The organism is Proteus sp. MB838 (genome assembly GCF_054767435.1).
This window is the reverse complement of sequence record NZ_BAABMO010000015.1, coordinates 71,621-88,932: the sequence shown is the minus strand read 5'-3', so window position 1 is coordinate 88,932 and position 17,312 is coordinate 71,621. Positions and strand designations below refer to the sequence as shown.

The following is a 17,312-nucleotide window of genomic DNA, read 5'->3' as shown; positions in this document are numbered from 1 at the left end:
TAGCGGAAACGGATAAACGGGTAGACGCAAACGCCCATAATCTTGCTATGCACCAAACCCGGATTGAGGCTAACCGAGATGCGATCAACGGATTAAATCAAGATAAAGCGGATAAAGCACAGCTAGTAGAAACAGATAAACGGGTAGACGCAAACGCTCATAATCTTGCTATGCACCAAACCCGTATTGAGGCTAACCGAGATGCGATAAACGGGTTAAATCAAGATAAAGCGGATAAAGCACAGCTAGCAGAAACAGATAAACAGGTAGACGCAAACGCCCATAATCTCGCCATGCACCAAACCCATATTGAGGCTAACCGAGATGCGATCAACGGGTTAAATCAAGATAAAGCGGATAAAGTACAGCTAGCAGAAATGGATAAACGGGTAGACGCAAACACCCATAATATTGCTACTTATCAAAATAGTATTGATAACAATACGCAGGCGATCGATTGGTTAGATAAAAATAAGGTTGATAAGGCACAATTGATAGAAACAACCAATTTAGTAAGAGAGAATACAGCCGAAATTAATAGTAACAGGGAAGCTATAGACGATATAAAATCGAGTAATATTCTTCAAGAAAATTTAATTAATCATCGCACTGATAACCTAATAAATTTAGAAAAGATCTCTCGAGATGAAGGGGATAAAAGAGTCCTAACTAGTTCAAAAAGTTATACGGATAGTCGGTTTAGTTCGGCTATAAGCTATGCGGATGATAAATTCGGTCAATTAGATAATAAAATTAACCAAACGGAAAAGAAACTCAATGCAGGTATTGCAGGTGTAACTGCCATTTCTTCAATTCCATATGTGTCAGAAAATACTTTTTCATATGGAATGGGAGTAGGTAACTATCAAAATGGTAATGCGATTGCTGCCGGAGTTCAGTTAAAAACTATTTATAATTCGAATATTAGGGTCAATATATCATGGGATTCATCAAGTAATACTGCATTAGGTGTTGGTATCTCTGGGGGGTGGTAATTAAGAGATCACTTTCTTACATTTTTTGAAGGTAACATTTTATATCTACATATTGAATAAAGGAGTTTGATATGCAAAAGAATGTGGTTATTTATTTTTCAGGTTATGGTCATACACAAAAAATAGCTGAACATATTGCAATAGGTGCTGATGCGTATTTAATCAGAATAAATGAAAATGGTGACATTTCTCAAAGTGAATGGAATATCTTGGATAATGCTAAATCTATTATTTTAGGATCCCCAACATATATGGGCGGTATTTCATGGCAATTTAAAAAGTTTGCAGATAACTCCTCGAAAAAATGGGCTGAAGGTAAATGGAAAGATAAAATATTTGGCGGATTTACAATAAGTGCAAGTTTAAATGGAGATAAACAAGTTACATTAATTTATTTACAAACTTTAGCATCTCAGCATCAAGGAATATGGGTTAGCCTTGGAATGCCACCGTCAAATACAACAAAATCAACAAGAGAAGATATTAATTCACTAGGTTCTTCTATTGGTATGTTTGCACAATGCCTATCAGATGCAGGAACTGATTTTATTCCTAAAGGTGATATTATAACAGCTGAAGAATATGGAAAAAGGATTGCTTATATTGCAGATAAGTTATCTAGTTAAACTAATAAAATAAACATATTGAAATTTTTTGTTAATTAATATTGGTTTTATTTTATTAAAAAAGAGTTTAGTTCTATTTTTATAATAATTTAATTTATCCGATTATATTTATATGATTATTATACTCAACTAGTACAAGTTGAGTATTCGTATTCTAGTGATGTATTACTGTCTATTTCGGTGAAGAGGTGATAGAGACGCTAACTACTGCGCTAAGATTATTGCCTTGACTCGTTATGAAAAAAGTTGGTTTAGCGTACTGGCAGAATATCTGATCATTTACGGCTACTCTGAAACTCATGAAAAGTTAGGCATGGTAACACCAAAGATCTTACAGATGATTGCTTTTGGTCTTCTGTTTTTTAAAATCAATAGCCTGATCCTCTCATGAGATATGAGAACGATCGTAAACACTGTAGACAGGCATCAACAAAAATGAGGTCAAAAATGAAGAGCAGATTGTATCTTGGCGTAACACTGCTACTTGTAGCTGGCGTTTGCCAAGCTAAGAATTATGTTATCGCCTATACCGACAATATTCATTCATTACAGGATGCAGTACAGGACAGTGTGTGGACTAAGGCCAGCTTGCTAACGGATTTTAGCTTTCCTTGGATAGATATGCCAGCACCAAAAACTGAATTTCGTGCTCTTTGGACGCCTACATCCATCTGGTTTCGTTTTGACGTTGAGGATCATGATATTCAAGTGGGTAAACAGTTAGATAAGGATGAGGCTGTGCTGGCTTCCGATCGAGTGGAGCTTTTCTTCTCCACCGGTCAGGCATTGCAACCATATTATACTGCAGAGATTGACTCACAAGGTCGGGTGTTCGATGCGAAAGCTGAGTTTTATCGCAAAGTTGATCAGACATGGAACTGGCAGTCATTGGAAACCATATCTAGCTTAACGCCTAATGGTTATAGAGTTGTGGGAAAATTCGATCTTAAAGAGTTGGACGTACTTAAGCTCTGGCAGGATCAAGATCATAAAACCTTGATGTGTGCAATTATGCGTGGGGAATTTAGTGCTGATGGACAAGGTGGACAAAAACGGGAGTGGATAAGCTGGATTAAACCAGATTCTGTAAAGCCCGATTTTCATATACCTTCCGCTTTTAGTACCTGTTCTTTGGTAAAATAGACGATCTTTAGAGAAGTCAGTTATGAAAAAGACAAAGAAATTTTGTGCCACCGCATTGCTCTTCAGTACTTTCAGTGTTGTATTTTATGTGCTTCCAGTGCAAAGTCAGCCAGTGGAGAATACTCTGGTTGTTGCAACCTATAATATTGATGGTAAAGTTTATGGTCGCGCTGCAGAGCAAAGTCGCCTACTAGAAAATCTGAATGTTGATCTTGTTGGACTTCAAGAAGTTAATCATCACAATCGTCGTTTTAAACAATTAAAAAGCTATGACGCATTGGAATATTTTAACAAAGAATATTTTAAGCATCAGTTCTTTGGTGAGATGTCGATCTTTGCTCATGGTGGCTGGGGAATAGCCCTACTTTCTCGGTATAAAATAAGTAATACAAAAAATATCCACTTGGTCAGTGACGAAACCTCTGTTTATAAGGATGAAGTTAACCAAATTTTTGCCAACTACGATCCTAATAATGCGGAGAGTGTGAGAGCATTCGATAGCCTTTATGAACCAGATGGTCCTATGCACAACGGTGCGGTTGCACCTAAATCTTATATTCATGCAGTAGTGAATAAAAATGGTATGAATATTGATGTTTATGTGGCGCATCCTAGTTTTGAATCTATGGCATTGCGCCAGCAACAATTTAAAACGATCCTAGAGGATATGGACAATTGTAATGGAAAATATAAGATCTTGTTGGCGGATACCAATGCGGATCAAGATACTCATGAATTGGATATATTCAGAGCTAATTATCGATTAGCTAATGGAGGTGAATATGGCTGGATTGAGACCTTTCATGATAAAGATCCGATGATGAAAGTACTCAGCATCGATAATATAATCGTTTCAAAAAATATTGAAATATCTGATGTGAAAGCTATTCAATCGACGCTTTCGGATCACTATCCTTTGGTTGCCACGCTAATCCTTAAGTAGTTCTATTATTATGGGGAATAATTTTTTTCCCCATTTTAGCAAGATCTGCCATAAATCTGTGCTCAATATGAACTGTGCTTCAATATGTTTTTTCTTGTAATTTGAGGGAAAAATAACTTATATAGAAATATCATTTTTTCTTAATTGAGATACACTAAATTGATATTTTATAACTATTACGATAGTTTTTTGGCGATAGACTATTTATATTTTATAGAGTCAGTGTAAATTATAAACTTGTTGCCAAAACTATCTCATTTCTAGTATTTAGCTTAATGATTCAAATAAATAAGCATTTAAGAATTCATGACTAAATGAATTATTAAATCTTCTGATGTATTGATATGAATATTTATAAAGTACCTTAACTATATATTAAGTATAGAGATATTAAATTATTTTATTATTAGTAATTTCTAGTTCATGTTGAGGAATATCAAACATCTGCGCCATAAAAATAGAGATAAATATATCTAGTGGCTGATTAGAGCGGGTTAGTTTTGCTTGCATTATTGCTCCTTGCCAACCCATCCAGAAAAAAATAGCCATTTGTCTACAATCAATATTTTCAGCTATAAACTTATATTTTTGTGCTTCTAGAAGATAATTTTCTACCTTTTTCTGCCATCCAGAAATCACATTATTCAGTATTTTATAATAGCTAATGGGTAAATTAACAATCTCTTGTATGAGATTACTTACTAAGCATCCTCGTTGCCAATGATACTTTTCCATTTCTGATTTTATCATGTGACAAAATGCTAATAGTCTTTTGGGGAAAGGTAATGCAGTATAAGACAAATAGTTATCTAGTTGCTTAGAAATAAAGTTGTCATAATGTTGGATGACGACTAAACCAAATTTTTCTTTACTACCAAAGTAATAATAAAATGATCCTTTCGGGATACCAACTTTTTCTAATATCTTACAAATGTCTGAACTGATATAGCCTTTTTCAGCAAACATTTCTATACCACTTTGAATAACTATATTTTTTACATCTGTATTAGGACTATGATTTTTGGGGGGACGTCCTCGTTTCGGTTTGGTGATTTCTGATATCATCATTTTGCTATCTCCACGACAGGGGAGCATACAGGTAGCTTATTAAGTACCTGTCAATGCTGATTATTTTGTTGTGAGAAAAGTCCCTCCCGCTGAAATTTTATGCGGGAGGAATATAACGAATAGCGTGTGTTATTTTGTCATTAGGTCTTGGTTTTGTTTCATTTCAAATCGTGGGGAGACAAAACCATATAGTGTCCATCCCAAGAATGTGGCTAATGCCCCCCACATTACGGCGTCTTCACCAGATGAATACAGAGCATAGAAACTATAAATCGCCCCAATGAATGCGATGATATTACTGGTTCTCGCTTTATGAGGTTCCACTTTGGCGACTTTTTGTAAAATAATCATTGCCGCCATAGAAAGGATGTAAGGAATAATATTAGTCACAACTGCTAGATTGACGAGTACATTAAACTGTTTATTTAGTGATGGGCTGATGGTCATCAGTGACAGTGCAGATTGAATAACAACAATAACTAACATTCCTTTTACCGGGGGCATCAGCTTTGCTAACTGCAGAAAATATTTTTGGAAAATAACCAGAATCCGATGACGCCTTAAATACTTGTGCGATGGTGAACTGCCAGCCAAGTAAAGATCCACAACAAGACATAATCATTAGCGCCATAATGATTTTCCCAACACCTGGGGTAAACATTTGGGAGAAGGCTAAGCCAAATGGCGCGGTAGAGTTTGCCAGATCCATATTTGGCACAATACCTGCGATAACATTTGTTGATACGATATAAATAACGGCTGCACCTAATGTGCCACCTAATACAGCAATAGGAACATTCTTTTCAGGATTTTCAACCGCTTCACTATTGGCACAAGCTGATTCCATACCTAAAAATGCCCATAAGGTCATAGCAATAGAAGAGCCTACGGCTTCAAAGAATGGAAAATTATGTGGATTCCAAGAGTTAATGTATTGTTCAGGATTGAACCACCACCAGCCAATAATTGAAATACCCACAACAGGGATGATCACCCCCCAGACAGTGATGCTGCTTATTTGTCCAGTGATCCGCGCACCACCAAAATTTGCTATTGTGCAGATCCACAATACAACAATCGTTGCAATACAAATACCTAACGGAGTCATTGTCGCATCCATCAGTTCGGCACCATAACCCACAGCAGAAATTGCGATAGCGACATTGGCAATTAACAGGGAAATACCATAGGTATAATTGGCCATAAAATTCCCCGATTTGCCAAAGGCATACTCGGCATACCCTCCCATTCCTCCGCTACGACGGCTAAACATACCGCATTTAGCAAATGCATAGGCCAGAGCCATAGAGCCGACTGCAGTGACAATCCAAGATAAAATAGAAATGGTTCCTACTTCGGCTAGCTTGGTCGGTAACATAATAATACCGGAACCCATCATATTCACCGCAGTTAATATAGTGAGTTGCAATACACTCATTTTATTTTTTGAAGTACTCATCGTTTTACTCTCCGGCTGACGGAGCATGCTTATTCACACTCCGTCACGCATAAATTAATTAACTTAGTGCTTAATTACATAGCCATATGCCCGCAGACGACCGTCCTCATCATTGCGGATATATACACCTTGTAATTCCGGTGAGAATCCCGGGAATAGATTAATTCCTTCTTCTAGCGCTAGAAAATATTGCTGTACAGAGCCACCCCAAATTTCCCCTGGTACTACACACAGTACTCCTGGTGGATAAGGTAGAGCACCTTCGGCGGCGATACGGCCTTCAATTTTTTCCACGGCAACTAACTCCACCTCGCCACGCACAAAAGCGATATTGGCTTCTTGAGGTAACATACTGACTTGTGGGAAATGTGATTTACGGAACATCTCTTTTTGCAGTTGTTTTACATTAAATTTCACATACATATCATGCATTTCTTGGCACAATTGACGGATGGTGTATCCTTGATAACGTGTTTGGTTGGCATGATATACTGATGGAAGTACCTCTTTCAGTGGGGCATCTTGTTCCAGTAATTGTTCAAAGCGAGCAATTTGTGCGACCAGATGCTGCATTTTCGCCATGCTTTCTGCAGGTGTTAGCAGGAATAATATGGAGTTAAGATCGCATTTTTCAGGAATAATGTTATTTTCACGTAGATAGTTCGCCAAAATGGTGGCAGGAACACCAAATGATTCATATTTTCCTGTTTTGGCATTAATACCTGGGGTGGTTAGTAGTAATTTACATGGATCAACAAAGTATTGATTTTTTTCATATCCCTCAAATGAGTGCCAGCGCTCTCCCGGAACAAAATTAAAGAATCGGAGATCATTGGCAATTTCATCAGTATCAAAATCTTCCCATGCACGGTCATCGATAGTTTCTGGAATAAACGGGCGAATATGTTTACAGGATTGCAGGAGTAATTTACGGGTTTCAATCCCTGTTTTTACGCAATTCATCCATAAACGTTTACCTGACTCACCTTCATGCATTTTGGCATTCACATCCAAAGCTGCAAATAATGGGTAGAATGGACTAGTTGAGGCATGCATCATAAAGGCGTTATTGAGACGTTTATGATTTACATAGCGTTTTTGACCTTTAATATGGCGATCTTTTTTGTGGATCTGTGAGGTTTGAGAGAATCCCGCTTGTTGTTTATGTACAGATTGTGTAACTAAGATCCCCGGATCGTTTTCATTCAGTTCAAGTAGAAGTGGAGAACAATCTTTCATCATTGGAATAAACTGTTCATAGCCCACCCACGCGGAGTCAAATAAAATGTAGTCACATAAATGTCCGATTTTATCGACTACCTGACGTGCGTTATATATTGTTCCGTCATAGGTACCTAATTGGATAACGGCTAGGCGGAAAGGGCGCTTTTCATTTGCACGTGTAGGGGCGACTTCTTTGATGAGTTCACGAAGATATTTTTCTTCAAAACAGTGAGCATCAATCCCACCGATAAACCCAAATGGGTTACGTGCAGCTTCAAGATAAACAGGCGTTGCTCCTGCTTGAATTAATGCTCCGTGATGGTTTGATTTATGATTATTACGATCAAATAATACTAGGTCATCTGGTGCCAATAAGGCATTAAGAACGACTTTATTGGAGGAAGATGTACCATTAAGAACGAAATAAGTTTTATCGGCATTAAAGACTTTTGCTGCATGTTGTTGTGCGGCACATGGGGCACCTTCGTGGATCAGCAGATCACCCATAGAAACATCGGCATTACATAAATCAGAGCGGAATAAGTTTTCACCAAAATACTCGACAAATTGGTTACCTAGAGGATGACGGCGGAAAAATTCACCTCCTTGATGCCCAGGACAATCAAAAGCTGAATTTCCTTGTTCAACGTATTTTTTTAAGCTGCCGAAAAAAGGAGGTAATAGACTCTCTTCATATTTTAACGCTGCAGTTTCTAGTTGTTTATTATATAACTCACTATTTTTTTATTTAAATCAATTACACCAGTTAATCGATTAATAATATTAGCAGGGATAACTTCATCTTTATTAATAACGGCAAAAATAGGCTGTTCAAAGCTATTTTTTTCAATTAAATTAAGCTTTCCATTCTGAATGTCATCAAGTGAAATAATAATCACGGCAACATCAGAAAAATCAGTATGTAGAATATCGACACATTCACGGTGGGTTGAAATATAGTCAGACATATCGTAGCTGACCGCTATTTTATAACTTTTCATTTTTAATACCTTTTTTTTGGTAAAAAATTCCCGCTGAAATATTAAGTAAAAATATTTCAGTTTTTATTTTTATAAATGCGAGTTTTTTCCCTCGATAGAGTGTCGAGTTATAAAAATCACGTTTATATTTATGTCATCACGTATAAAAATAATGTATAGAATGATGGTTTTTATAATTTTAGTAATATGTTTTTAGCAAAATTACCAATAATAAGAACTAATTAACTGCACATTACTATGCATAAAAACCAGGAATATGAATGATCAATAAGAATTCATTATAGTCACATAAAATGTGATTTATAATGGTAAAGAGGTTGACTATCCATACGCTGGTAATATGCAAACCACGTGATGGATGCCAATAGAGAGATTATCTTTGAGCGTTGAAAAGATTAAAATCAAAACATGAACGATGTGAAAACATCATTATATGTGTAATACGTCTTATATGTGGCCAAAATCGATTATTATTTTCCATTTTCGCATCCGTTAATTATTAAGACCTATATAACAACTATAAATTAATATAATTAAACACCCGAATTATACTGTGATATAGATCAAAATATATCATTTTAAGAATAGTTTTGTCTTTAATTAATATGTTGCTTGTTAATTATTTGTTGTTTTGTTTTTAATAAGAGAACTTATAATTAATATAGTCGCTAAGTCTATATTATAAATAGCAATATAATAAATATAAAATATTTTCATTATGAATGTATAGGGTTGGTTGTTTGTATAAATATAATAAATATTTTTTATTTTGATTATAAAACTAGTGATAATTGGTGGTCTGATAGCGTTCTTGCTAATCAGTGAATTTAAAAAATGATATGTCACAGTTAAATACATCATCAACACCATTGCCTGCATCACTAAAAAAGCGTGGCTTTTTTACCATATTATTGTGGGATATACCTTGGCAGATTATTGGCATTTTATTGGCTTCACTTTTGTTTAGTTTGGTATTGGAATATATCGGTATTTTCTTCTTTTGGGAGAAAGAGGGAGCGCAACATAGTTACCAAATTATGCTGATTGAACGAACTTATTTTGCTGAGAGTTTTACACAAAGTATATTTGTATTCTCACCAGTGATAACAACAATTTATTGGGTCACTGATTTTTCACAAGGGATACAGGATAATTTGCTGAAGATGTCATTATTCGCTATAAAAACGGGTAATGGTGTTACTGATGGGATTAATGTAGGAGCAATAAAAGCGTTCCAAATAGGAGAACAATATTTACTGGCAACATTCTTTGTTTTACAAATAGTGATAATGCGAGTCACTATTCTCGTGCTATCAATTCCATTGTTTATCTTGGTGATAATAGTCGCCGTTGTTGATGGTTTGGTCAGACGTGATTTACGTCGATATGGTGCAGCTTATGAATCTAGTTTTGTTTATCATCATGCTAAGCGAATAATCAAGCCCGCAATTTATATCCTCTGTGTATTGTATTTATCATTGCCATTTGCAGTTTATCCGAATTTCTTGTTGTTGCCTTCTATCTTTTTGATAGGGATAGCTATTTCTGTGACAATAGGGTGTTTTAAAAAGTATTTGTAGGGATTATTCCTTTTTATTAATTAAGATTAAGATGCGATGGAGTTGCTGATGCCTGAGTTAACAATACGAGAGTGTGGTGAGGAGGCAATTAGATTAACTAATGAGTTATTTCAACAGTCTGAGCAATCTTTTATGGCATATTTATTAAATGAATCAGACTTAGCATGGTGTATTGCAAGTACTAGAAATTTTCCGCCAGAGAGGCAACTTCCTTGGGATCACGCAGGACAAACATTTCAAAATGATAATGGATTTAGCTTTTGTTTTAAGTTTTTAGATATGCAAAATAGGCCTGCTGGAGCCTGCATTTGTGAATATTGCTCTGATAATGTATTGAATATTGAAATGATTCAGAACTTTCAAATTAAACCATCTATTCTTGATGGAAATACGCTTAAGTTTATGCTTTATACCATAGTGTTTTTTCTGTTACTGACACAAGGGACGGGTGTACGGCTCATGTTTCCTATAAATGAAAGTGTTGCAACATACTATGTTGAAAAACATGGTTTTCAGGATTTAACTGGTGATGGTTCAAAAGAAATACTTTACCGCTCAGCAGAAGATTTATTAAATTGGTTTGAGCAAAATAACCGCTCAGTTGATAGTGAGTGATTTATGAGCGATACTATAATGCAATCAACATGGCAAACTAAGGAGTTGGGTATGGTAACCAGAAAAGGAAAATCTGTTACGCCTGAGTCTTCGTTTTTCCAAACGCCACACATTATTCAGACTAGAGAAGATGGAAGTACTGTTAGTACTGTTTGTAGTCGTAGTGGAAAAGAAGTGACCTTTGTTACTCCAAAAGGAAAAAGGATCAGAGCATCACAGAATGAAGTTTTTAATGCTTTATTGAAATCTATAAAATCAGTAAATCATTCATAAAATAAATAGTTATTGGATACAAAAAAAGAGAGTTTAGACTCTCTTTTTGCATATCTATGGTGTAGCTAGTGGTTTTAATTACAAAATTAATTTCTGATTACTCAAGCTCTTGATATTTTCTTACGGCAACAATGTGTGTTGAAGGATTAGCGACTGCCTAATTGATCTGCTTTAATCAAACAAGACACTTTAATAATGGAATATAATTTAACTATTGAAGTGTTGAATGAAAAAACGAACAAACCGAGTTTATACTCTTGAGTTTAAGCAAGAAGCGGTCGCATTAGTCTCAAAACAAGGTTATAGCGTCCCAAAAGCGGCAGCTTCTTTAGGGATCACCGATAAATTACTTTATAACTGGAAAGCAAAATTCGACGCTGAGCAATCCGGTAGTAGCTTGAATTCCGATGAGAGAGCTGAACTATTAAGGTTTCGAAAAGAAAATAAAGAACTTAGGATGGAGAAAGAAATCCTAAAAAAAGCAGCGCCCTCCAGCTAAAGGAAACCAAGTAACGTTTAAAACGATTAAGCAATTATCTTCTCAGTTTCCCGTGCAGAAGCTCTGTAAGTTAATGAAAATAAGTCGTTCTGCCTACTACGCTTGGCTTAAACGCCCAGCAAAATTGATCACCGCAGAACCAAAGCTATCTTTGAACAGAGTCGAAATAGCTTAGGTTACATAACGTGACATAAACGGTTATGCAAAGAGGGCTTTAGCGTGAGTGCTTATGGCGTTCAAAAGCTAATGGCTCAGCTTGGCCTAGTCGTCACTCAGCGTGTTGCTTACAAAGTCACCACAAAACGCAAACACAGTGATGCGGTAGTCGATAATTTGTTAAATCAAAATGTTAATCCTCACGCACCTAACGAAGTGCGGGCGGGTGATGTGACCTATTTAAAAACAGGGGAGGGCTGGGTGTATTTAGTCATCGTGATGGACTTATACTCACGCCGTATTGCGGGTTGACACATCGATAAACGAATGACGGCAGATTTAGTTGTGCAGAACAATTAGGGCATGCCAGTATTACATCGACATTAGAATACTTTGATGAAAGTGTTGATAACTTGCGAGATATACTTGAAGCGGAATTGATGTGATAAGAATAACAGGAGGCGTATCTAGATTTGACAGTGATTAGGAAAGAAAGTAAAAGTGACAAATAAAAAAACAGCCTTGATATGAGCAAGACTGTTTAGTTTAAGAGTTTTAACATAAAGTGACTGTGCCAAATTATATTATTTTTCAACTCTTGTTTGCCCTCTCAGTGATTTAACTCACTGACGAACAAAAGAAATATGGTGCCCGGACTCGGAATCGAACCAAGGACACGGGGATTTTCAATCCCCTGCTCTACCGACTGAGCTATCCGGGCAACGGGGCGTATTAAACCCGATCTCACCGTCTTCGTCAACGTTATTTATCACAAAACTGTTCAATCGCTGTTTTTTTAATCTTATTGATTAATAAAAGACTCTTTTTTTCACAAAATGAGTAAAAAGAGTACTGAAGTGATTTTTGTTGTCGCAGAGCAATAAAGAAAAAATGTAGCGAAGTGAACAAAAGTAGGGCACTGATAACAAAAAAAGCTTACCCAAATTGATTGGGTAAGCTTTATTTTTAAACATAATAATGGTTAACGATAGTTACGTTGCGCGGTGCTTACCTTTTCAAGATAACGCCGTGATTGGTCGGCCGGATGTTTATTGCGCAATGTCGTATAAACTTCCGTCGGTGCTAAGTTGTTAATCATCGTGGCTGCTTTTTTCTTATCACTGTGGAAGATGCGTAACACACTACCCGCACCACCATTATAAGCCTGTATCACCGCATAGCGACGAGAAACGGGATCTTTAATGTCACCTAAGTAGCTATTTTGTAATATCGAGATATACGCTGTACCAACATCGATATTATTCGCCGGATCAAATAAGTAACTGCGACTTGGCTGTCCTGATTTACCTTGCATACGAAATACATCTCGTCCGGCTGTTGCTGGCATAATTTGCATTAAGCCTAGTGCATCTGAGCTACTTACCGCATAGGGGTTGAAGCTGGATTCAATTTGCATAATGGCAAGGATCAGGGAGGGTTCAACACCATACTTGGCCGCGGCTTGTTGTACATAAGGTAAGTATTTATGTGCACGTTTATCTAAGTGGTTAGGTACTAAGTTAATAGTGACATACCAAATAGTGTTCAGCCCTGATTGACGTTTTTGTAATTTATTGGCAATTAAATAATCTGCAAATTTATTTGCTCGCCACTCCCAGCGTATAGGCTGCCCTGTATTATCAAGTACTTGTCCTAATAAAAAAGGCTCTGTACTGTGGGGAATATTATTTACATCAGAGTAGAGGTCGATAGAGCCGGGATCTTCTCCCATAAGCAATGTCGTGACAATCGCTTTATGTAATTGGAATTGAGGCGCGTCACCCCCTAGGGTTTCTATAGTGATGGTACCCGCTTCAAAATTAATATGGCTACGAGTTCTATAAGCGTCCGTATATTTTACGTAGTCTTTAGGGCCTGCGATTAATACTTCCTGCATTCCCCAAATCATCTCGATATTATTGGCAAATTGTCCCATTAATATATCGAAGGCATTGGTGTCTTTGCTGTAATCAGGCTCAAAAGTTTTAGTGGGTTTACTACTACATGAGATGAGTAGAGGGGCGATAATCAGCAAGAGAAGGATTTTTTTCATGGTCTATTGCATCGCTCTGGTGAATAAAACTCCAGAGCCGTAATGGCTCTGGAAAATGGATATTATTTTTCAGGTGGTGTGTAGCCGTCAATATGAACATCGTGGCCTTCAAATAAAAATCTTACCATCTCTTGTTCTAATAATTTGCGATCGTCAGGATTCATTGTGTTGAGTTTTTTCTCATTGATAAGCATGGTTTGCTTTGCCATCCATTGACCCCAAGCTTCTTTAGAAATCTCATTGAAAATGCGTTTTCCAAGCTCTCCTGGATATAACTGAAAATCAAGTCCATCCGCTTCTTTATTTAGGAAAGTACAAAAAATAGTTCTACTCATAATAAATCCTCAAATATCGCCGGTATTAGCTTAGACTAATTGTCTAAGTAAATTTTCTACAGGTGCCGCAAGCCCTACGCTTGCCGGGGTTTGTAAGTTATACCAAAGTCCTTGTTGCGCCTCCATCAGAGAGGTAAACGTGGAGAGTTTTACGCAAATTGGTACTATATCTAAATGAAAATGGCTAAAAGTATGTCTAAATGAAATTAATTGCTCAGTTTTATTATTTTCAAGACCATGTTCAGCTAGCCACTGTTCTAAAAGCATTTTTGTTTCAAACTGAGGAAAGGAGAACAGTCCTCCCCATATTCCTGCTGGTGGTCTTTTATCTAACCAGACCAGATTATCATATTGTAAAATAAGAAAATAAGTTGTTTTTTCCGGAATAGCCTTTTTAGGTTTTTTCCCCGGATAATCCGCCCAACTATGGTGAGCATAAGCAATACAACCTGTATTTAAAGGGCAAAGTTCGCATTTTGGTTTTGTTCGCGTACAAACCATTGCCCCTAAATCCATCATTGCTTGATTAAAATATTCAACCCCTTTGGTTGGGGTGACTTGTTCACTGATTTCCCATAATTTATTTTCAACTTCTTTTTTACCCGGCCAACCTTCTACAGCATAACAACGCGCTAAAACACGTTTTACATTGCCATCAAGAATAGGGTAAGGCTTTTTTAGTGATAGCGATAAAATAGCCCCTGCTGTAGAGCGTCCCACACCCGGTAAAGCACAAACGTCCTCAAAGGTATCAGGAAACTGTCCTTGATGCTTATCTACAATGTGTTGTGCCGCCTTATGTAAGTTTCTGGCGCGGGCGTAATAACCTAAACCCGTCCATAAATGTAGCACCTCATCAAGTGGCGCTTTCGCTAATGCGCTAACATTCGGAAAACGCGCAATAAAACGCTCAAAATAAGGGATCACCGTGGCAACTTGAGTTTGTTGTAACATCACCTCAGATAACCAAACGTGATAAGGCGTTTTTTCTTGTTGCCAAGGTAATGTTTTGCGCCCGTATTTGTGATACCAGTCGAGTACGACTTGCGAGAACTGCTGTGCTTCCATCATATTTTATTTTTAACTCAGATCTGTATAAGGGTAAGATTGCACCACAGAGAGCATAAACTGTAAACACCCTTAATATTTATCTTATAGAGTGATGCTTATATAGGTGACTCTTGCTAAAATTGGCTATCTTTGGATAATGTCGCTTAAATGTATACTATAACGACATTATAACGTTATTAAGTTAATAATTGGCCTAACGACTGACAGTATTAGACATGATCAAGAATGTAATTTCTCCGGAATTCAATGAAGAAGGGCGTGCTTTACGACGCGTTCGTAGTTTTGTTCGCCGACAAGGCCGTTTAACTCCTCGTCAGGAACAAGCATTAGAAAAGCAATGGCCTATCTTTGGCATTGAATATCAACCGGAACCTATCGACTTCAGTCAGGTTTTTGGACGTAACGCCCCTGTTGTTTTAGAAATTGGTTTTGGAATGGGCGCTTCGTTGGTGACTATGGCAAAAAATTCGCCAGAAAATAATTACTTTGGTATTGAGGTACATGCCCCTGGTGTAGGTGCTTGCCTTGCCAGTGCACAAGAAGAGAATATCTCAAATCTGCGAGTTATGTGTCATGATGCGATAGAAGTACTCAATCACATGATCCCAGATAATAGTTTACAGATGGTTCAGTTGTTTTTTCCTGATCCATGGCACAAAGCGCGTCATAATAAACGTCGTATTGTGCAAGTACCATTTGCAGAGTTAATTTTAACTAAATTAGCGCCAAACGGTGTTTTCCATATGGCAACAGATTGGGAACCCTATGCAGAACATATGCTTGAAGTTATGACAAGTGTTGATGGATATCAGAACTTATCAGAAACTCAGGATTATGTACCACGACCAGAAACACGCCCCGTGACTAAGTTTGAACAACGCGGTCATCGTTTAGGGCATGGAGTATGGGATCTTATGTTTAAGAGGGTAAAATAATGGCTAAACAACGTAGTCGCCGTTTACGCAAAAAAATGCGTATCGATGAATTTCAGGAATTAGGTTTTTCAGTTAAATGGACGTTCCCAGAAAATACCCCTATTGAGGAGGTCGACAGCTTTGTTGATGACTTTATCCTTAATGTGATAGAGCCAAATGGGCTGGCATTTGATGCGAGTGGTTATCTGAGTTGGGAAGGCCTGATCTGTCTACAAAAAATTGGCAAATGTACCGAAGAGCATCGTCAATTAGTAGAAAACTACTTAAAAGAAAAAAATATGCAAGATGTACAGACCTCTGAACTATTTGACGTTTGGTGGGACTAATAAAAAGTTATACATTTTTAGCAAATAATCACAAGGGCATCCAACAGGATGCCCTTGTCTGTCTAGGGAATCAGCTGTGACTACAACGTTATCTAACGCATTATTGTCAGATATATTGCAACAAATTCGTCCTTTAATTGGGCAAGGAAAAGTAGCAGATTATATTCCTGCTCTCGCTCAAGTACCTGCTAATCAACTGGCTATGGCCGTGTATACAGTTGATGGTGAGCTTTATCAAGCGGGTATGGCCGATAAACGTTTCTCTATTCAGTCTATATCAAAAGTACTTAGCTTAACCCTTGCGTTAACACGTTATGATGAAGGCGAGATTTGGCAACGAGTAGGCAAAGAGCCTTCAGGATTACCTTTTAATTCGTTAATCCAGTTAGAAATGGAAAAAGGGCTACCACGTAATCCTTTTATCAATGCTGGAGCGATAGTGATTACGGATATGTTGCAATCGCGATTAAGCGCGCCAAAACAGAGAATGTTAGAAGTTATTCGTGCACTGACGAATACAGCTGATATTTGCTATAACACCGTTGTGGCAAAATCAGAGATGGAACATTTAAGTCGCAATGCTGCCATTGCCTATCTGATGAAATCGTTTGATAATTTTGATAATGATGTTATCACCGTATTAGAAACCTATTTTCACTATTGCTCGATTGAAATGAGTTGTGTAGAGCTTGTTCGTTGTTTTAGCTACTTAGCGAATCAAGGAATATGTGTTGGAAGTAAAAATCAGATTATTACGCCAAGACAAGCCCGACAAATAAATGCGTTAATGTTAACTTGTGGTATGTATGATGGTGCGGGAGAGTTTGCTTTCCGTATCGGTATTCCCGGTAAGTCTGGGGTGGGAGGCGGTATTATTGCTGTGGTTCCTGATGCCTTTACTGTAGCAGTATGGTCACCAGAGTTGGATAAATCCGGTAACTCATTGGCGGGGTGTGCTGCCCTTGAATTATTAGCAAACAAAGTAGGGCGCTCAATATTTTAAGTGGCTG

At 37.2% G+C, this 17,312-nt stretch carries 18 protein-coding genes, 1 tRNA gene and 2 pseudogenes; 13 read left to right on the top strand and 8 right to left on the bottom strand.

Going from position 1 to position 17,312, the window contains the following annotated elements:
• The 5 genes from ACYUCW_RS08865 to ACYUCW_RS08845 form a co-directional block, all read left to right on the top strand.
• Positions 1–995, top strand: a 995-nt coding sequence (locus tag ACYUCW_RS08865; RefSeq protein WP_460408404.1) for a YadA C-terminal domain-containing protein, incomplete at its 5' end; no start/stop codon positions are given.
• A gap of 71 nt (positions 996–1,066) precedes the next feature.
• Positions 1,067–1,621 carry a flavodoxin family protein gene (locus ACYUCW_RS08860; RefSeq protein ID WP_460408402.1) on the top strand — a complete coding sequence of 185 codons (555 nt, stop codon included), beginning with the start codon at positions 1,067–1,069 and terminating at the stop codon, positions 1,619–1,621.
• A 226-nt stretch (positions 1,622–1,847) separates the two neighbouring features.
• Positions 1,848–2,012 carry a hypothetical protein gene (locus ACYUCW_RS08855; protein ID WP_001967272.1) on the top strand — a complete coding sequence of 55 codons (165 nt, stop codon included), beginning with the start codon at positions 1,848–1,850 and terminating at the stop codon, positions 2,010–2,012.
• Positions 2,013–2,068: 56 nt separating this feature from the next.
• Positions 2,069–2,764: a carbohydrate-binding family 9-like protein gene (locus ACYUCW_RS08850; protein WP_004247367.1), complete on the top strand. Its 696-nt coding sequence runs from the start codon at positions 2,069–2,071 to the stop codon at positions 2,762–2,764.
• 22 nt (positions 2,765–2,786) lie between these two features.
• Positions 2,787–3,707: an endonuclease/exonuclease/phosphatase family protein gene (locus ACYUCW_RS08845; protein ID WP_004244857.1), complete on the top strand. Its 921-nt coding sequence runs from the start codon at positions 2,787–2,789 to the stop codon at positions 3,705–3,707.
• 390 nt (positions 3,708–4,097) lie between these two features.
• Here ACYUCW_RS08845 and ACYUCW_RS08840 read toward each other — a convergent pair whose 3' ends face one another.
• From ACYUCW_RS08840 to speFL, 4 genes and pseudogenes are all read right to left on the bottom strand, one after another.
• Entirely contained in the window at positions 4,098–4,775 is a 678-nt protein-coding gene (locus ACYUCW_RS08840; protein WP_004247369.1) for a TetR/AcrR family transcriptional regulator, read from the bottom strand.
• Between the two features lie 129 nt (positions 4,776–4,904).
• Positions 4,905–6,234 (bottom strand): annotated as a pseudogene (potE, locus tag ACYUCW_RS08835) (putrescine-ornithine antiporter).
• Positions 6,235–6,297: 63 nt separating this feature from the next.
• A pseudogene (speF, locus tag ACYUCW_RS08830) lies at positions 6,298–8,459 on the bottom strand (ornithine decarboxylase SpeF).
• A 373-nt stretch (positions 8,460–8,832) separates the two neighbouring features.
• Positions 8,833–8,940 carry a leader peptide SpeFL gene (gene speFL, locus ACYUCW_RS08825; RefSeq protein WP_107034653.1) on the bottom strand — a complete coding sequence of 36 codons (108 nt, stop codon included), beginning with the start codon at positions 8,938–8,940 and terminating at the stop codon, positions 8,833–8,835.
• A 358-nt stretch (positions 8,941–9,298) separates the two neighbouring features.
• Between speFL and ACYUCW_RS08820 the strand changes: the two genes are divergently transcribed.
• The 5 genes from ACYUCW_RS08820 (at position 9,299) to ACYUCW_RS08800 (ending at position 11,894) form a co-directional block, all read left to right on the top strand.
• Positions 9,299–10,039: a TIGR03747 family integrating conjugative element membrane protein gene (locus ACYUCW_RS08820; RefSeq protein ID WP_036972277.1), complete on the top strand. Its 741-nt coding sequence runs from the start codon at positions 9,299–9,301 to the stop codon at positions 10,037–10,039.
• Positions 10,040–10,087: 48 nt separating this feature from the next.
• Positions 10,088–10,654, top strand: a complete 567-nt coding sequence (locus ACYUCW_RS08815) for a hypothetical protein (protein WP_004247372.1) — start codon at positions 10,088–10,090, stop codon at positions 10,652–10,654.
• Between the two features lie 51 nt (positions 10,655–10,705).
• Positions 10,706–10,927, top strand: coding sequence for a hypothetical protein (locus ACYUCW_RS08810; protein WP_239668683.1), 222 nt, complete (start codon positions 10,706–10,708; stop codon positions 10,925–10,927).
• A 226-nt stretch (positions 10,928–11,153) separates the two neighbouring features.
• Positions 11,154–11,426 carry a transposase gene (locus ACYUCW_RS08805; RefSeq protein ID WP_036905867.1) on the top strand — a complete coding sequence of 91 codons (273 nt, stop codon included), beginning with the start codon at positions 11,154–11,156 and terminating at the stop codon, positions 11,424–11,426.
• Between the two features lie 219 nt (positions 11,427–11,645).
• Positions 11,646–11,894 (top strand): IS3 family transposase, encoded by a 249-nt coding sequence (locus ACYUCW_RS08800; protein WP_004247373.1) that lies wholly within the window; start codon positions 11,646–11,648, stop codon positions 11,892–11,894.
• 333 nt (positions 11,895–12,227) lie between these two features.
• On the opposite strand, the gene ACYUCW_RS08795 is transcribed toward ACYUCW_RS08800, so the two are convergent.
• The 4 genes from ACYUCW_RS08795 to mutY form a co-directional block, all read right to left on the bottom strand.
• A tRNA-Phe gene (locus ACYUCW_RS08795) sits at positions 12,228–12,303 on the bottom strand.
• Between the two features lie 261 nt (positions 12,304–12,564).
• Positions 12,565–13,635 (bottom strand): membrane-bound lytic murein transglycosylase MltC, encoded by a 1,071-nt coding sequence (mltC, locus tag ACYUCW_RS08790; protein WP_036972226.1) that lies wholly within the window; start codon positions 13,633–13,635, stop codon positions 12,565–12,567.
• Between the two features lie 62 nt (positions 13,636–13,697).
• Positions 13,698–13,970: an oxidative damage protection protein gene (locus ACYUCW_RS08785; RefSeq protein ID WP_004244837.1), complete on the bottom strand. Its 273-nt coding sequence runs from the start codon at positions 13,968–13,970 to the stop codon at positions 13,698–13,700.
• Between the two features lie 30 nt (positions 13,971–14,000).
• The gene (gene mutY / locus ACYUCW_RS08780; protein ID WP_036972228.1) at positions 14,001–15,041 is read right to left on the bottom strand and encodes an A/G-specific adenine glycosylase; all 1,041 of its coding nucleotides are present in this window, start codon (positions 15,039–15,041) and stop codon (positions 14,001–14,003) included.
• A 215-nt stretch (positions 15,042–15,256) separates the two neighbouring features.
• On the opposite strand from mutY, the gene trmB reads away from it, so the two are divergent.
• The 3 genes from trmB (at position 15,257) to glsB (ending at position 17,305) form a co-directional block, all read left to right on the top strand.
• The gene (gene trmB / locus ACYUCW_RS08775; protein ID WP_004244835.1) at positions 15,257–15,976 is read left to right on the top strand and encodes a tRNA (guanosine(46)-N7)-methyltransferase TrmB; all 720 of its coding nucleotides are present in this window, start codon (positions 15,257–15,259) and stop codon (positions 15,974–15,976) included.
• Positions 15,976–16,302 carry a YggL family protein gene (locus tag ACYUCW_RS08770; RefSeq protein WP_004244834.1) on the top strand — a complete coding sequence of 109 codons (327 nt, stop codon included), beginning with the start codon at positions 15,976–15,978 and terminating at the stop codon, positions 16,300–16,302. The genes trmB and ACYUCW_RS08770 overlap by 1 nt, the downstream gene beginning before the upstream one ends.
• A 76-nt stretch (positions 16,303–16,378) precedes the next feature.
• A complete protein-coding gene (gene glsB, locus ACYUCW_RS08765) occupies positions 16,379–17,305 on the top strand; it encodes a glutaminase B (protein ID WP_049203263.1) in 927 nt (308 codons plus the stop codon).
• Positions 17,306–17,312: the final 7 nt, after the last annotated feature.

Bases quoted from the DNA above. Each gene is read 5' to 3' on its own strand.
- ACYUCW_RS08860 (WP_460408402.1), top strand. From the start codon at position 1,067: ATGCAAAAGAATGTGGTTATTTATTTTTCAGGTTATGGTCATACACAA.
- ACYUCW_RS08850 (WP_004247367.1), top strand. From the start codon at position 2,069: ATGAAGAGCAGATTGTATCTTGGCGTAACACTGCTACTTGTAGCTGGC.
- ACYUCW_RS08845 (WP_004244857.1), top strand. From the start codon at position 2,787: ATGAAAAAGACAAAGAAATTTTGTGCCACCGCATTGCTCTTCAGTACT.
- ACYUCW_RS08840 (WP_004247369.1), bottom strand. From the start codon at position 4,775: ATGATGATATCAGAAATCACCAAACCGAAACGAGGACGTCCCCCCAAA.
- speFL (WP_107034653.1), bottom strand. From the start codon at position 8,940: ATGGAAAATAATAATCGATTTTGGCCACATATAAGACGTATTACACAT.
- ACYUCW_RS08820 (WP_036972277.1), top strand. From the start codon at position 9,299: ATGTCACAGTTAAATACATCATCAACACCATTGCCTGCATCACTAAAA.
- ACYUCW_RS08815 (WP_004247372.1), top strand. From the start codon at position 10,088: ATGCCTGAGTTAACAATACGAGAGTGTGGTGAGGAGGCAATTAGATTA.
- ACYUCW_RS08810 (WP_239668683.1), top strand. From the start codon at position 10,706: ATGGTAACCAGAAAAGGAAAATCTGTTACGCCTGAGTCTTCGTTTTTC.
- ACYUCW_RS08805 (WP_036905867.1), top strand. From the start codon at position 11,154: ATGAAAAAACGAACAAACCGAGTTTATACTCTTGAGTTTAAGCAAGAA.
- mltC (WP_036972226.1), bottom strand. From the start codon at position 13,635: ATGAAAAAAATCCTTCTCTTGCTGATTATCGCCCCTCTACTCATCTCA.
- ACYUCW_RS08785 (WP_004244837.1), bottom strand. From the start codon at position 13,970: ATGAGTAGAACTATTTTTTGTACTTTCCTAAATAAAGAAGCGGATGGA.
- mutY (WP_036972228.1), bottom strand. From the start codon at position 15,041: ATGATGGAAGCACAGCAGTTCTCGCAAGTCGTACTCGACTGGTATCAC.
- trmB (WP_004244835.1), top strand. From the start codon at position 15,257: ATGATCAAGAATGTAATTTCTCCGGAATTCAATGAAGAAGGGCGTGCT.
- ACYUCW_RS08770 (WP_004244834.1), top strand. From the start codon at position 15,976: ATGGCTAAACAACGTAGTCGCCGTTTACGCAAAAAAATGCGTATCGAT.